12 protein-coding genes are annotated in these 14,398 nt (G+C 67.0%); 4 read left to right on the top strand and 8 right to left on the bottom strand.

The window, feature by feature from the left end; all coding sequences use genetic code 11:
• Positions 1-8: 8 nt before the first annotated feature.
• Positions 9-1,424, bottom strand: a complete 1,416-nt coding sequence (locus AC3ANU_RS05915) for a Gfo/Idh/MocA family protein (protein WP_018768937.1) — start codon at positions 1,422-1,424, stop codon at positions 9-11.
• 359 nt (positions 1,425-1,783) lie between these two features.
• On the opposite strand from AC3ANU_RS05915, the gene AC3ANU_RS05910 reads away from it, so the two are divergent.
• Entirely contained in the window at positions 1,784-2,818 is a 1,035-nt protein-coding gene (locus tag AC3ANU_RS05910; protein ID WP_018768938.1) for a LacI family DNA-binding transcriptional regulator, read from the top strand.
• A 25-nt stretch (positions 2,819-2,843) separates the two neighbouring features.
• Here the strand turns inward: AC3ANU_RS05910 and AC3ANU_RS05905 are convergent, their stop codons facing one another.
• Complete coding sequence (locus tag AC3ANU_RS05905) at positions 2,844-3,536, bottom strand: FadR/GntR family transcriptional regulator (RefSeq protein ID WP_026265711.1); 693 nt, start codon at positions 3,534-3,536, stop codon at positions 2,844-2,846.
• Between the two features lie 66 nt (positions 3,537-3,602).
• Between AC3ANU_RS05905 and AC3ANU_RS05900 the strand changes: the two genes are divergently transcribed.
• Complete coding sequence (locus AC3ANU_RS05900) at positions 3,603-4,940, top strand: alpha-hydroxy acid oxidase (RefSeq protein ID WP_488315633.1); 1,338 nt, start codon at positions 3,603-3,605, stop codon at positions 4,938-4,940.
• Between the two features lie 29 nt (positions 4,941-4,969).
• Here the strand turns inward: AC3ANU_RS05900 and AC3ANU_RS05895 are convergent, their stop codons facing one another.
• Positions 4,970-5,614, bottom strand: coding sequence for an ArsR/SmtB family transcription factor (locus AC3ANU_RS05895; RefSeq protein ID WP_488315632.1), 645 nt, complete (start codon positions 5,612-5,614; stop codon positions 4,970-4,972).
• Between the two features lie 60 nt (positions 5,615-5,674).
• Positions 5,675-6,886, bottom strand: coding sequence for an acetoin utilization protein AcuC (locus AC3ANU_RS05890; RefSeq protein WP_056392604.1), 1,212 nt, complete (start codon positions 6,884-6,886; stop codon positions 5,675-5,677).
• Positions 6,887-6,990: 104 nt separating this feature from the next.
• Between AC3ANU_RS05890 and AC3ANU_RS05885 the strand changes: the two genes are divergently transcribed.
• Positions 6,991-8,424 (top strand): TrkH family potassium uptake protein, encoded by a 1,434-nt coding sequence (locus AC3ANU_RS05885; protein WP_488315631.1) that lies wholly within the window; start codon positions 6,991-6,993, stop codon positions 8,422-8,424.
• A complete protein-coding gene (locus AC3ANU_RS05880) occupies positions 8,417-9,103 on the top strand; it encodes a potassium channel family protein (protein ID WP_026265713.1) in 687 nt (228 codons plus the stop codon). Before AC3ANU_RS05885 ends, AC3ANU_RS05880 begins: the two co-directional genes overlap by 8 nt.
• On the opposite strand, the gene proC is transcribed toward AC3ANU_RS05880, so the two are convergent.
• From proC to topA, 4 genes are all read right to left on the bottom strand, one after another.
• Positions 9,100-9,933, bottom strand: coding sequence for a pyrroline-5-carboxylate reductase (gene proC, locus AC3ANU_RS05875; RefSeq protein ID WP_018768945.1), 834 nt, complete (start codon positions 9,931-9,933; stop codon positions 9,100-9,102). The genes AC3ANU_RS05880 and proC overlap by 4 nt on opposite strands.
• 235 nt (positions 9,934-10,168) lie before the next feature.
• Positions 10,169-11,158 (bottom strand): Ppx/GppA phosphatase family protein, encoded by a 990-nt coding sequence (locus AC3ANU_RS05870; protein ID WP_018768946.1) that lies wholly within the window; start codon positions 11,156-11,158, stop codon positions 10,169-10,171.
• Between the two features lie 7 nt (positions 11,159-11,165).
• Positions 11,166-11,585: an SseB family protein gene (locus AC3ANU_RS05865; protein ID WP_018768947.1), complete on the bottom strand. Its 420-nt coding sequence runs from the start codon at positions 11,583-11,585 to the stop codon at positions 11,166-11,168.
• Between the two features lie 51 nt (positions 11,586-11,636).
• The gene (gene topA / locus AC3ANU_RS05860; protein ID WP_018768948.1) at positions 11,637-14,363 is read right to left on the bottom strand and encodes a type I DNA topoisomerase; all 2,727 of its coding nucleotides are present in this window, start codon (positions 14,361-14,363) and stop codon (positions 11,637-11,639) included.
• Between the last annotated feature and the right edge of the window lie 35 nt (positions 14,364-14,398).

Genomic DNA, 14,398 nt, shown 5'->3' with positions numbered 1-14,398 from the left:
TTTTTCCTCTACTTGGCGCGGCGAAGGTCGACGCCGAGGTCCAGGTCCTCGACCCGGACGGGCAGGGACGATTCCAGGGAGCGGTTGCCTGCGATGCCCACGGACACTGAACGCAGGCCGTCCAGGTAACCGGAGGGCCGGCCCAGGGGGTCCTCGCCCGGTCCGTTGAAGAGGTCCGACAGCAGCAGTTCGTCACCGCCGCCGTGCCCGCCTTCGCCGTTGACGATCGGCACCTCGTAGGCGGCCTCCCAGTGGCGCTGGACCACCAGCCGCTCGCCGTTGCGGCGCACGGCGTCCTCTTCCTCCACGGGGGTTGCGGAAGGGTCCACGACGGTTTTCTGGTCGGTGCTGTGCAGGACGGCGGCGCGTTCCACCACTTCAAGCTCCGCCCGGCCCTCGGTGCCGTTGACCGCCACCCGGTAGCCTTCCCAGGGGCTGTGCGCGTTCAGCGAGTAGCTCAGGCGCGGCCCACCCTGGTACTCCACCACCAGGGCCAGGTTGTCCTCAATGGTGATGCCGGCGGTGAAGACATCCTGGTCGCGGCGGTAGCCGTCGTAGTGTTCGTTGTCCAGGAACAGTGCCTTGAGCCGCTCGTCCTCGCGCAGGTCCAGCGCGAAGGGGTCCTTCTCGCCGGCGGGGGCATCGGCGTCGGGCGTTCCCCGTTCCGGGCGTGGGCCAAGGCCGCGCTCGGCAGCGTTCTTGTCGCCATAGAACTTCAGGCCACCGGAAGCGAAGACCCGCTCCGGGACGTCGTCGATCCACCAGTTGACCAAGTCAAAGTGGTGCGACGCCTTGTGGATGAGCAGCCCGCCGGAGTTCTTCTTCTCACGGTGCCAGCGGCGGAAATAGTCCGCGCCGTGGACGGTGTCCAGGACCCAGCTGAAGTCGACGGACGTGACTTTGCCGATCACGCCGCTCTGGATGATTTCCTTGAGCGCGCTGTTGCGGGGCGAGTAGCGGTAGTTGAACGTGACCACCACGTTCCGGCCGGTTTCCTGGACGGCCTGGGTGATGCGGCGGCAGCCTTCGGCATCGATGGTCAGTGGCTTTTCGACCACGACATCCGCTCCGGCACGAAGACCCTCAACAATATAGTCCGCATGGGTGTAGTCCGGGGTGGTGACAATAATCCGGTCGATGCCGTTGGCCTGGATAAACGCTGTCAGGTCCGCGGGATCAAAGGACGCCACCGGTCCCGGCGCGCCCAGTTCCTGGATGAGCTTCTGGTAAAACTCCACGCGTCCGGGATTCACGTCGGAGAACGCCACCAGTTCGGCGGTATCGGCGTGCTTGCCGAAGATGGCCCGGATGTACATCTCGGAGCGGCCACCGGTGCCGATCAGGGCGATGCGGGTCTTCCCGCCGTCCTTGGCAGTGGCCTGGGCGGCAGCTGCGGCCGACGTCGTCTCGGCTGTGTTGACCATGGGGTCCCTTTCGAAAGCTCATTGAACGGCCGTGGGAACGGCGGCTGTGGATCAGCGGCGGCACTCTGCTGCACCGGTTGGAAAAGCAGGCGAGAAAGCGTTTTCTCAGTTGTCTATAAAAGTTGTACCAACCCCGCGGGGCATTCGTCAACCATTTCCCGCGCTGAGGGAAAGCGCTTTCTTCGCTCCCGGCGCAGGACATCTGCCGGCGGTCCGGGAAAACGGCTGGGAAAAGCATAGAAATCGCTTTCCTACGCCCGTATATGCTGTCTTTCAAAGCAGGTTGCCATCACGGCCGGCCGCCCGGGCACCAACCGGTCGCGGCAGCTCCGGCGGATGGCGCAAACGAAGGGTTCCCCATGGCCAGGAAATCGGCAAGCGGCAGGATCGGCATCGCAGATGTCGCCGTGAAGGCGGGAGTCTCCCATGCCACCGTTTCGCGTGTCATGAACGGAAACTTCACCGTGGACCCGGACATTGCCGCCAGGGTCCGTGCAGCGGCCGCCGAACTGAAGTACCAGCCCAATCCCGTGGGCCGCAGCCTGGCCCTGGGCAAGACGGACACCATCGGCATTGTGGTGCCGGACCTGGCCAACCCCACCTTCCAGGCGATCCTCCGCGGCCTGAGCCGGGCAGCCGCCCAGGACGGTTACCGCGTGCTCATCGCGGACTCATTCGAAGTGTCCAGCGAGGAGTCCATCCTCGCGGGCGAGGCGCGCCGGCGCTGCGACGGGCTGGTCCTGTGCGCCCCGCGCATGTCCGATGCGGAACTGGAGGAGATCGCACCCTCGCTGCACCCGCTGGTGCTGATCAACCGCACCACCTCCACGCCGAACGTGCCCAGCCTGGTGGTGGACTACGGCCAGGGCGTCCAGGACATCGCGGGGCACCTTGTGGAACTGGGCCACACCCGCCTGGCCTTCCTCGCGGGCCCGCCCCGCAGCGCCTCCAATGAGATGCGGCTCAAGGGCCTGGAGGCCTTCAGGGCCGCCCACCCCGAGGTGGAGGTGACCATGCTGGAGGGCGGCTCCGACTTCGACACCGGGCACGAAGCGGTGGATGCCGTCCTGGCGAGCGGGGCCACAGGCATCCTGGCCTTCAATGACCTGGTGGCAATGGGCCTGATGAGCGGACTGCATGAGCGCGGCCTGGACGTCCCCGGGGATATTTCCGTGACCGGCTTCGATGACATCCCCTTCGCCAGGTACACGACGCCGGCCCTCACCACCGGTGCGGTCCCCATCACCGAACTGGGCGAGCAGGCCTGGCACCAGCTCCGGGCGCTGATCCGGAAGGAAGGCAATGCGTCCACGGGCAGCCGCTACCAGCCGCGGCTGGAAGTGCGGGCCAGCACCGGGCCGGCCAAGGCGCCGCGCAGCACGGTCCACGGCTGAGCCTTTCTGTACGCTCCGCCCAGGTTTATCCCGCGCCCAGCCCGGCCTCTTTGTAGAATCCCTCGATGTGGGCCGCCACGAGTTCCGCGGCCCGGGCGCCGTCCCCATTCCTGACCGCAGCGAGGATGGCGTGGTGTTCGGTGCGCAGGCGCGACGCTGTGGCTTCCCAGTCCGGCAAGGTGGCCGTGAGTTCGGCAGCGTAGCCCTGGATGGCTTCCCGGAGCGACCCCATCATGGCACTGACCACCGCATTGCCGGCGGCGTTGGCCAGGGCCAGGTGGAACCGGACATCGAGGGCCAGGAAATCGCTGGCCGAGAGTCCGTCCGGGGCATCCATGGCCGCCAGGAGCGCGGCCGCCCCGTCAAGTTCGGGTGCGTCCTGCGGGGCTTTCGCCGCAGCCCATGACTCCAGCAGGACCCGCGTTTCCACGATGTCCGCCACGGGCAGGTGCTGGGTGGCCACGTGCAGCCGCAGGGCGGAGCCCAGCGCCGCGGTGGGGTCCGAAATCACCACCGTCCCGGCTTCCGGCCCGGACCCGACGCCCGCGCGGACCACTCCCATTGCCTCCAGAATCCGGATCGCCTCGCGGACCGATGTGCGGGAGACCTTGAGCTGTTCGGCCAAGGTGCGCTCCGCCGGCAGCCTTCCACCCACGGCCAACCGGCCGGCCGAGAGTTGGTCCTCGATCCAGGACAGGACCAGCTGATGGGTACGCATAGGCCAATGGTACTTGATGTGGTTGGACCACATAACCTAGAGTGTGGTTGGACCATAGGAGGACCCATGACGCATACAATCCAGCCCAACAACCCTGAGGCGACCCCGGCGCCGGACACCACCGACATCCCCGCAGCGCCGGCACCCGCCCCGGCACCGTCGTCGTCCGCGCTGCCCGCAGCCCTGAAGCGCCGTATTCCCAAGTACTCGGACCTGGCGCCGCTGATGCAGTTCAAGAAGCCGGAGTTCAGCAAGGAGGCGCGGCTGAAGCGGGCCAGCACCATCTGGGAACTCCGCGACATCGCCAAGCGCCGCACCCCCAAGGCGCCTTTCGACTACACCGACGGCGCGGCTGAAGAGGAGATCACGCTCCGCCGCGCCCGCCAGGCCTTCCTGGACATCGAGTTCCGGCCGGGCATCCTGCGGAACGTCTCCGCCATCGACCTCAGTACGGAGATCCTGGGAAAGCCCTCGCGGCTTCCCGTTGGCATCGCACCGACGGGGTTCACCCGGATGATGCAGTCCGAGGGCGAATACGCAGGGTCGCAGGCAGCGGAGGCCGCAGGCATCCCCTACACCCTGTCCACCATGGGCACCGCCTCGATCGAGGACGTCGCCGCTGCCGCACCCAACGGGCGCAACTGGTTCCAGCTGTACCTGTGGACGGACCGGGACCGGTCGCTGGAACTGATCGAGCGCGCAGCCAGGGCGGGCAACGACACCCTGATGGTGACCGTGGACACTGCCGTGGCCGGCGCCCGCCTGCGCGACGTCCGCAACGGCATGACCATCCCGCCGGCGCTCACGGTGAAGACCGTCCTGGATGCCTCCTACCGGCCGGCCTGGTGGTTCAACTTCCTCACCCACGAGCCGCTCACGTTCGCCTCGCTCTCCCGCTACACCGGCACCGTGGCCGATCTCATCAACTCCATGTTCGATCCCACCCTCACGTTCGAGGACCTGGACTGGCTGCGCGAAACCTGGAAAGGCAAGCTGGTGGTCAAGGGCATCCAGACCGTTGAGGACGCCCGCAAGGTAGTGGACCACGGCGCCGACGGCGTGGTCCTGTCCAACCACGGCGGCCGCCAGCTGGACCGGGCCCCCATCCCGTTCCACCTGCTGCCCGGGGTCAAGGAGGCCTTCACGGCGGACAACACCGATGCCGCCATCATCCTGGACACCGGGATCATGAGCGGCGCGGACATCGTGGCCGCCCTGGCCCTGGGCGCGGACTTCACCCTGATCGGCCGCGCCTACCTCTACGGCCTGATGGCCGGCGGACGGGCGGGAGTGGACCGCACCCTGCAGATCCTCGAGAAGGACATGGCGCGGACCATGACCCTGCTGGGCGTCAGCAAGGTGTCCGAACTCACCCCGGACCACGTGCGCCTGCTGGCCAAGTAGGCTGCGCTGCGCTTACCGCTCCGCAGGGATTACTTCTTGCGGCCGAACTTAGGGAGGTTGGGCAGGTTCGCCAGCAGGTCGGCGGCCTTGGTGGCAGCGCGGCCAACAGTCCTGCCGATCTGCTGGGGCACGCTGTCATCGCTCAAAGGGGCGGCCGTCCCGCCGGGAATCACGACGGCGGGGCTCAGCTCGGCGCCTTCGCGCACCAGGACGGGCGCCGGGACTTCCTCCCGGGTCTGCGACGCGCCTGGCCCGGCAGCGCCGGCGGCCCGGGACAGGGAGGGGGCCGCGGCGGCGACGCCTTCGGTCAGGTGGACAGCGCCCGCTGTGGCACTGCCCGCCTGGGCCGGGACTGCCTGACCCGGGATTTCCTGATGATGGCCACGCGGTGCCGTGGCGGCTTTGGTGCCAGGGCCGACGTCGAACGTCTCCAGCCAGCTGGCAATGCCCTCCAGCGGCCCGCGGTTCAACGCGTAGTACCGCTTCTGGCCTTGGGCCCGCATGCTGACCAGCTGTGCTTCACGAAGGACTTTCAGGTGCTTGGAAATGGTGGGCTGGCTCGCCGCCAGTTCCTCCACCAGCTCCCCCACGGCCTTGTCTCCTGCCCGGAGGGCCACCAGGATATCCCGCCGGGTGGATTCCGCTATGACGGCAAATACGTCGTCTGTCACCATGCCTCCCACCCTAGCGACATATGCCCCGAAAGGCATCAACTATTTCGGCCGCCAGGGAACCTAGTCGAACCAGGGGTCCAGCCCGTGCAGCGGGAACACTGCCTTGCGGGTGGCCATGACAGTGCGGTCCACGGCGTCGTTGGGGTCGAAGCCCACTTCCCAGGACCGCCACCACAGCTCCACGTCATCCCCCATGAGGGCCGGCGCCTCCCTGCCGAACTTCTCCGTCACATACTGCCGCCAGTCCCCGGGCACGGGCGTCCGCAGCGGCACGGGCCGTCCGGCGGCGATGGCCACCAGGTGGCTCCAGGCCCGCGGCACCACGTCCAGCACGTTGTAGCCGCCGCCGCCGGTGGCGATCCACCGGCCACCGCAGTAGCGCTCGGCCAGATGCCCGACGGCGTTCGCTGCCTCCCGCTGTCCGTCCACGCTGAGGTTGAGGTGCGTCAGGGGATCGCTGCGGTGTGAATCGCAGCCGTGCTGGCTCACAATCACCTCGGGTTCGAAGGCGCCCACCAGTTGCGGCACCACGGCGTAGAAGGCGCGGAGCCACCCGGCGTCACCGGTGCCCGCAGGCAGGGCGACATTCACTGCGGTTCCTTCTGCCGCCGGGCCGCCGATCTCGTTGGCGAACCCGGTCCCGGGAAAGAGGGTCAGCCCTGTCTCATGCAGCGAGAGGGTGAGGACCCGGGGATCATCCCAGAAGATGTTCTGGGTGCCGTCCCCGTGGTGGGCGTCGACGTCGATGTAGGCCACTTTGCGTACGCCGCCGTCGAGCAGCTTCTGCACCGCAACCGCTGCGTCGTTGTAGATGCAGAATCCGCTGGCACGGTCCCGGGACGCGTGGTGCATGCCGCCGCCGAAGTTGACGGCGTGGACGGCCGACCCCTCCAGCACGCGCGATGCCGCCAGCAGGGATCCGCCGGCCAGGCGTGCCGCAGCCTCATGCATGCCGGCGAACGCGGGATCGTCCTCAGTTCCCAGCCCCCGGGACTCGTCCGGCCGGGAGGGGTCCGTGCTGACACGGCGGACCGCCGCCACGTATTCCGGCGAGTGAACGGACTGCAGGTCGGCGTCCGAGGCCACCTCCGGCGCCGCGACGTCAACATGGTCCAGGTCGAACAGACCCAGGCTGCGGGCAAGGCGGGCCGTCAGGTCCATCCGCTCCGGCGCCATGGGGTGGCCCGGACCAAAGTTGTAGGCTGTCATGTCAGGACTCCACGCCACCATCGTTGGCGGCGCGGGCTGGCTGAGGCCGGGCAGGTATGTCATCAATCACAGGCTACCCGAGCCCGCACGGCCGCCCACCCGGCCATGACGCGGGCTTTAGTGGTTTACTACTGGGGGAAGCCGTTACAACCGAGGAAAAGCCACACATGACCCAGAGCCAGTCGAGGCCCCGGACGCCGGCCACCTGGCACCCCCCGGCGCAGGAGCGGGAGGGCCTCCGGGTCCTCACGCGGCTGCGCGACCTCATTGACGACATTGCCAACACCACACCCGCACGGCTGGCGCTGACGGCGTTCGCCGCCGTCTGCACGGTGTTCACGTTCCTGCTGTCCCTGCCGGTCTCCTCAGCTGACGGAAGCCCCACGCCTATCCACCAGGCGCTGTTCACTGCGGTCTCTGCGGTGTGCGTCACGGGGCTCACGGTGGTGTCGACGGCGGTCCACTGGTCCTTCTTCGGCCAGCTGGTGATCCTGGTGGGCATCTTCATCGGCGGCTTGGGCACCTTGACGCTGGCGTCGTTGCTGGCACTGATGGTGAGCAAGCGGCTGGGTGTCCGGGGCAAGATCATCGCGGCGGAGTCCATGAACAACGCCGGGCGCCTGGGCGAGGTGGGCACCCTGCTGCGGATCGTCATCACCACGTCCGTGGTCATCGAGGGTGTCCTGGCGCTCGCGCTGGTCCCCCGGTTCCTCACCCTGGGTGAGCCCTTCTGGCAGTCGGTGTGGCACGGTATTTTCTATGCCATCTCGTCGTTCAACAACGCCGGCTTCACGCCGCACTCGGACGGGATCGTGCCCTACGAGACGGACCTCTGGATCCTGATCCCCCTCATGGTGGGGGTCTTCATGGGCAGCCTGGGATTCCCCGTGGTGATGGTCCTGCAGCAGAACGGCCTGAACTGGAAGAAGTGGAATCTCCACACCAAGCTCACCATCCAGGTTTCCCTGATCCTCCTGGCGGCAGGGGCGTTCCTGTGGGCGCTGATGGAGTGGGACAACGCCCGGACCATCGGCACCATGAGCGTGGGCGACAAGATCACCCACGCGCTCTTCGCGTCCGTGATGACGCGTTCGGGCGGATTCAACCTGGTGGACCAGAACCAAATGGACTCCACCACCATGCTGCTGACCGATGCCCTGATGTTTGCCGGCGGCGGCTCCGCCTCCACGGCCGGCGGCATCAAGGTGACCACCATCGCCGTCATGTTCCTGGCCATCGTCGCCGAGGCCCGTGGCGACGCCGACGTCAAGGTCTACGGCCGGACCATCCCGCAGGGCAGCATGCGGGTGGCCATCTCTGTGATCGTCGCCGGCGCCACCCTGGTTTCCGTGTCGGCTTTCCTGCTGCTGCACATCAGCGGCCAGTCACTTGACCGTGTGTTGTTCGAAACCATCTCCGCGTTCGCCACGGTGGGACTCAGCACCAACCTCAGCGCGGAGGTGCCGCCCGCCGGCGTCTACGTCCTCACGGCGCTGATGTTCGCGGGCCGCGTGGGTACCGTTACCCTCGCCGCTGCCCTGGCCCTGCGCCAGCGCAGCCAGTTGTACCACTATCCCGAAGAGAGGCCGATCATTGGCTAGTTCCACAGACGCCCCCCGGCGCCCCGCCCACAATGCCCCTGTACTGGTGATCGGGCTGGGCCGCTTCGGATCATCCACGGCTGAACAGCTGGTGAAGCAGGGCCGGGAAGTCCTCGCGATCGAACGGGACCGGAACCTGGTGCAGAAATGGGCGCCCCTCCTGACCCACGTGGTGGAGGCGGACGCCACCAACATCGATGCGCTCCGCCAGCTCGGCGCACAGGAGTTCAGCTCCGCCGTCGTGGGTGTGGGCACCTCCATCGAATCCTCCGTGCTGATTACCGTCAACCTGGTGGACCTCGGCATCGAGCACCTGTGGGTGAAGGCCATTACGCCCTCCCACGGCAAGATCCTGACCCGCATCGGCGCCAACCACGTGATCTACCCGGAAGCCGACGCCGGTGTCCGCGCCGCGCACCTGGTCTCCGGGCGCATGCTGGACTTCATCGAGTTCGACGACGACTTTGCCATCGTGAAAATGTACCCGCCGCGCGAAACGGTGGGTTTCACCCTGGACGAGTCAAAGGTCCGTTCCAAGTACGGCGTGACCATTGTGGGCGTGAAGTCCCCCGGCGAGGACTTCACCTATGCTCGGCCCGAGACCAAGGTGTCCTCCCGCGACATGCTCATCGTCTCCGGCCACGTGGACCTGCTCGAACGGTTCGCCGCGCGGCCCTAGCCGAGCTGCCTGGTAATCTCCGCTGCCCGGTCGGCTGCGGCGCGGGCACCGGCCGCAATGATGGCCGGGATGCCCTGTTCGTCGAAGGTGGCGATGGCGCGTTCGGTGGTGCCGTTGGGGCTGGTCACGGCTTTGCGCAGCGCTGCCGGGTCCGCTCCGGGCTGGGCGAGCATGAGGCCCGCACCGGCAACAGTTTCGCGCGCCAGCAGCAGGGACAACTCCCGGTCCAGGCCCAGTTCCTCCCCGGCGGACGCCATGGCCTCTGCGAGGTAGAAGGCGTAGGCCGGGCCGGACCCGCTGATGGCGGAGAGCGCGTCCACCTGCTCCTCCGGGACCTCCACCACGGTGCCTGCTCCCTGGAGGATGTCCTTGACCTTCTGGAGCTGCCCAGGGCTGCAGTGGGTTCCTGGCGAGACGGACACGACGCCGCGCCCCAGTTTTGCCGGCGTGTTGGGCATGGTCCGGATGACCGGCTGCCCTTCCGGGAGGGCTGCCTCGAGTTGGGCGATCGAGACCGCGGCGGCGACGCTGACCACCACGGTGTCCGGCGAAAGTGCCGGGCTGATCTCCCGGGCAAGGTCCGCGATGCCCACCGGCTTGACGCCAAGGATGACGACGGCGGACCCCTTGGTGGCTTGCCTGTTGTTGTCAGGTTCCTCCTCGCCGGCAATGGCAGTGATCCCCGGGTAGCGCTCGGCCAGCTCGGATGCACGCTCCGCGCGGCGGACCGTGGCCACCACATCCCCGGGATCCGTCCCTGCCTCCAGCAGGCCGCCAAGAATGGCCTCGTTCATGGATCCACAGCCAAGGAATGCGATTCGGTTGCTCATGCCTCCATCATTGCAGGAGGCAGGCATTCACAGGCAACTCCCATCTTCACCGCAGGCAGCACACAACTTGCGGTCCTAACGTAGTTATTACCTCATTGAGGGTGCGAGTGATGCGGCAGGCATGGGGATGCCTGCCAGGGCACCGGCGGCGCGGCGACAGGTTTTCCCCCATTTTCCTGTTGCCCGCCCCGGTGCTTCCGCTTTTAACGGCCGCGGCAGCGGGGGCGTTGGGCCCCTAGACCGGTGCTTCCACCGGCCGGGAAGCGGCCACATGCGGTGCCGGCTCCAGCGGACCGGAAAATACCAGCTGGTCCAGGCGCCGGAGGATGAGACCTTCACGCAGTGCCCAGGGGCAGATGCGGAGCTTCTTGAACTTGAACATCTCAAGCGCGGCTTCGGCCACCAGCGCGCCGGCCAGGAGCTGATGGGCCCGCGCCTCGGATACGCCGGGAAGGTGCAGCCTGTCCTCCGAGCTCATGGCCGAGATCCGCTGGGTCCAGATGCCCAGGTCCGAGGCGTGCAGTTCCCGTTTGACGTACGGGCCCTCAGCGCTGGGGGCAGCCCCGGCGATCCGGGCCAGGGAGCGGAAGGTCTTGGAGGTGCCGGCCACCACATTGGCCCGGCCCAGGCCGTCGAACCCGCGGACGGCGGGCTTGAGCGTCGCCCTGATATAGCGCCGGAGTTCCTTGACGCTTTTGGCCGACGGCGGATCCTCGGCGAGCCAGTCCCGGGTGAGGCGGCTTGCGCCGAGCGGCACGGACGTGGCCACTTCGGGGAGCTCGTCCTGGCCGAAAGCCATTTCAAAGGAACCGCCGCCGATGTCCAGGTTCAGGATGGGTCCGGCGCCCCACCCGTGCCAGCGCCGCACCGCGAAGAACGTCATGGACGCTTCCTCGCTTCCGGTGAGTTCCTGGAGGGTCACCGTGGTTTCGTGCTTGACCCGGGCCAGCACTGCCGGGCCGTTGGTGGCCTCGCGGATGGCTGACGTACAGAAGGCCAGCAGGTCCTCGGCCTTGTGCCGGGCAGCAAATTCCCACGCTTCCAGCACGAACTCGGTCAGCTCGTGCTGGCCCTCGTCGCTGATGCTGCCGTCCGGCTCCAGGTACTGGACCAGGGACAGCGGCCGCTTGTGGGACGCGAACGGGACCGGCTGCGCACCGGGGTGGGCATCCACCAGGAGCAGATGGACAGTATTGGAACCGATATCGAGGACGCCTAGACGCATGGGGACATTATTGCTCGTCAGCGCGCTTGAAGTCGCGCCTGATGTTGGCCACGCCTTCGGGGTTGATCTCGAAACCATAGGCAGCACCGGGGTTGATCACCATGCCGAGTTCATCGCCAAGGTTGGCGATGATGGCGGCGCCCTGGGTGCCCAGCACGTTGGGTGCAGCTTCCAGGTACTGCTGGTCCACCCGGCTCGGGTGCGAGAACACGGCAAGGACGGGGTCGCCGTCGGCGTTGGCAAGGACCAGGGGCTCCACCTGGGAGTCGATGCCCTCAACCGTGTCCGAGCTGATGATGTAGACCTCGCTGTTCAGGAACGACAGGATGACGTCCACAGGGTTCGCGTCGGGTTGTCCGCCGGTGGCGAGCTTCTCTTCGAGGTCGTTGAGCGGCTGGAGGTCCGTGTGCGCTGGCTGTTCAGTCATACCACTAGCCGATCACGATCCGGTGGCCGGCGCAAACGCGCCGGCCACGGGCTACTTCTTCGCCGTTGCCTTCTTCTTGGCCGGAGCCTTGCGGGTGGCGGTCCGCTTGACCGGACCCTTGGCGCGTTTCTCGGCCAGGAGTTCCACGGCCTGTTCGCGCGTCAGTTCCTCGAGGGGCGTGGCCCGCGGAACCGTGATGTTGGTGATCCCGTCGGTGATGTAGGGGCCGAACCGGCCTTCCTTCACCACGATGTTCTTCTCGGACACCGGGTCCGGGCCGAACTCTGCCAGCGGCGGAACCGCGGCGCGGGCGCCCCGCTGCTTGGGCTGGGAGTAGATCTCCAGCGCCTGCTCCAGCGTGATGGTGAAGATTTCCTCTTCCGAGCCGATGGACCGGGAGTCGGTTCCCTTCTTCAGGTACGGGCCGAACCGGCCGTTCTGCACCGTGATGAGGTTGCCCTCGGCGTCCTCGCCCAGGACGCGGGGCAGGCTCATGAGCTGCAGCGCCTCGTCCAGCGTGACCGATTCGACGGTCATGGACTTGAACAGCGAACCGGTGCGCGGCTTGGCCTTGACCGGCTTCTTGGGCGGCTTGGGCTTGCCGTTCTTGTAGTACTCCACCGGCTGCGCCGCAATTTGTTCCTCGGTCATCTCCGGGATGATTTCGGTGACGTAGGCTCCGTAGCGGCCGTTCTTGGCAACAACGGTGTGGCCCGTGTGCGGGTCGGTGCCCAGCACGCGTTCCTCCGGCGCCGCCGTCTCCATCAGTTCGATGGCCTTGGCGGCGGTGAGCTCGTCGGGGGCCAGGTCCTCGGGCACATTGGCGCGCGCCGATTCGACGATTTCGCCGGTCTTCGGGTCCACCACTGCCGCCGAGCTTTCCAGGTAGGGGCCAAACTTGCCCACCCTGAGGGTGATGTCGTCGGTGATGGGGATCGAGTTGATTTCCCGGGCATCGATCTCGCCCAGGTTGTTCACGATGCTCAGCAGGCCGGGGTCGGAGTCCTCGCCGAAGTAGAAGTGCCGCAGCCATGACGCGCCGGCTTCCTGGCCGTTGGCGATCTTGTCCAAATCGCCTTCCATGTCGGCGGTGAACTCGTAGTCCACGTAGTCGGAGAAGTGCTGCTCCAGGAGCCGGATGACCGAGAAGGCGATCCAGCTGGGCACCAGCGCGGAGCCCTGCTTCCGGACGTAGCCGCGGTCCTGGATGGTGGAGATGGTGGAGGCGTAGGTGGACGGGCGGCCGATGCCCTTCTTTTCCAGTTCCGCGGTCAGGGATGCTTCGGTGTAGCGCGGAGGCGGGGAGGTCTCATGGCCCACGGCCTGGATGTCCGCAGCGGTGAGGGAGTCGCCCTTGGCCACGTTGGGCAGGCGGCGCGCTTCGTCGGAGTCGTCGTCGCCGCGCGTCTCGTCCTTGCCTTCCTCGTAGGCGGCGAGGAAGCCGGGGAAGGTAATCACGGTGCCGGAGGCGGAGAATTCCGCGTCCCGCCCGTCGGTGGCCACGGCACCCAGGCGGATGGTCGCCGTCGAACCCTTGGCGTCGCCCATCTGGGAGGCGACGGTGCGCTTCCAGATCAGTTCGTACAAACGGAATTCGTCGCCCGACAGCTGCTTGGCCACCTGGGCCGGGGTGCGGAACGAGTCGCCGGCGGGGCGGATGGCCTCGTGTGCCTCCTGCGCGTTCGCTGCCTTGCCGGTGTACACGCGCGGTGACTGCGGGATGTACTCGGGGCCGTACAGCTCCGAAGCCTGCCGGCGGGCAGCGGTGATGGCTTCGTCACTCAGCGCGGAGGAGTCCGTACGCATATAGGTGATGTAGCCGTTTTCATACAGCCGCTGGGCGATCTGCATGGTGCTCTTGGAGGAGAAGCGCAGCTTCCGGCCCGCCTCCTGCTGCAGCGTGGAGGTGGTGAACGGCGCCGCGGGACGCCGGGTGTACGGCTTGGTGTCAACGGAGCGGACCCGGAACTCCGCATCCTGCAGCCCTGCCGCCAGGGACGTTGCCAGTTCCTCGTTGAGGTGGGCCACGTTCCGGGAAGTGAGTTCGCCGTTGTCGTTGAAATCGCGGCCCGTGGCCACCTTGGCGCCGTCAACGGCGGCAAGCTTGGCCTTAAAGGAGCCGGAGTCGGCACCGAACTGGCCGGTCAGGTCCCAGTAGGAGGCTGCCTTGAAGGCCATGCGTTCGCGTTCACGGTCCACCACCATGCGGGTGACCACGGACTGCACGCGCCCGGCGGACAGTCCCCGCGCCACCTTGCGCCACAGCACGGGGGAGATTTCGTAGCCGTAGAGCCGGTCAAGCACGCGGCGGGTTTCCTGGGCATCCACCAGGTCCTGGTCCACGTCGCGCAGGTTGCCCATGGCGCGCTGGATGGCTTCCTTGGTGATTTCGCCGAACGTCATCCGGTACACCGGGACCTTGGGCTTCAGCACTTCCAGCAGGTGCCACGCGATGGCTTCGCCTTCGCGGTCCCCATCGGTTGCGAGATAGAGTTCGTCGGCGTCCTTGAGCGCAGCCTTGAGCTCGGTCACCTTTTTCTTCTTGTCCGGGGACACCACGTAGTACGGCTTGAAGTCGTGCTCAATGTCCACGGCGAACTTGCCCACCGATGTCTTCTTCAGCTCGGCAGGGAGTTCGGACGGCTGCGGCAGGTCGCGGATGTGACCAATGGAGGCCTCAACGATGAAGCCCTCGCCGAGGTACTTGGCGATGGTCTTGCTCTTGGCCGGAGACTCCACAATCACGAGTTTCTTGCCGGTTTTGGCCTTGCTTGGCACTGTGCTCCTACAGAAAAAGGTTGCTGGGGCAGATG

It is taken from the genome of Arthrobacter sp. SDR-2R, assembly GCF_057747955.1.
The sequence above is the reverse complement of the archived record's forward strand: the minus strand, read 5'-3'. Positions and strand labels throughout refer to the sequence as shown.

What these genes read in the sequence shown, in the direction of transcription:
- AC3ANU_RS05915 (WP_018768937.1), bottom strand. Translation starts at nt 1,424, where the DNA reads ATGGTCAACACAGCCGAGACGACGTCGGCCGCAGCTGCCGCCCAGGCC.
- AC3ANU_RS05910 (WP_018768938.1), top strand. Translation starts at nt 1,784, where the DNA reads ATGGCCAGGAAATCGGCAAGCGGCAGGATCGGCATCGCAGATGTCGCC.
- AC3ANU_RS05905 (WP_026265711.1), bottom strand. Translation starts at nt 3,536, where the DNA reads ATGCGTACCCATCAGCTGGTCCTGTCCTGGATCGAGGACCAACTCTCG.
- AC3ANU_RS05900 (WP_488315633.1), top strand. Translation starts at nt 3,603, where the DNA reads ATGACGCATACAATCCAGCCCAACAACCCTGAGGCGACCCCGGCGCCG.
- AC3ANU_RS05895 (WP_488315632.1), bottom strand. Translation starts at nt 5,614, where the DNA reads ATGGTGACAGACGACGTATTTGCCGTCATAGCGGAATCCACCCGGCGG.
- AC3ANU_RS05890 (WP_056392604.1), bottom strand. Translation starts at nt 6,886, where the DNA reads ATGACATACCTGCCCGGCCTCAGCCAGCCCGCGCCGCCAACGATGGTG.
- AC3ANU_RS05885 (WP_488315631.1), top strand. Translation starts at nt 6,991, where the DNA reads ATGACCCAGAGCCAGTCGAGGCCCCGGACGCCGGCCACCTGGCACCCC.
- proC (WP_018768945.1), bottom strand. Translation starts at nt 9,933, where the DNA reads ATGAGCAACCGAATCGCATTCCTTGGCTGTGGATCCATGAACGAGGCC.
- AC3ANU_RS05870 (WP_018768946.1), bottom strand. Translation starts at nt 11,158, where the DNA reads ATGCGTCTAGGCGTCCTCGATATCGGTTCCAATACTGTCCATCTGCTC.
- AC3ANU_RS05865 (WP_018768947.1), bottom strand. Translation starts at nt 11,585, where the DNA reads ATGACTGAACAGCCAGCGCACACGGACCTCCAGCCGCTCAACGACCTC.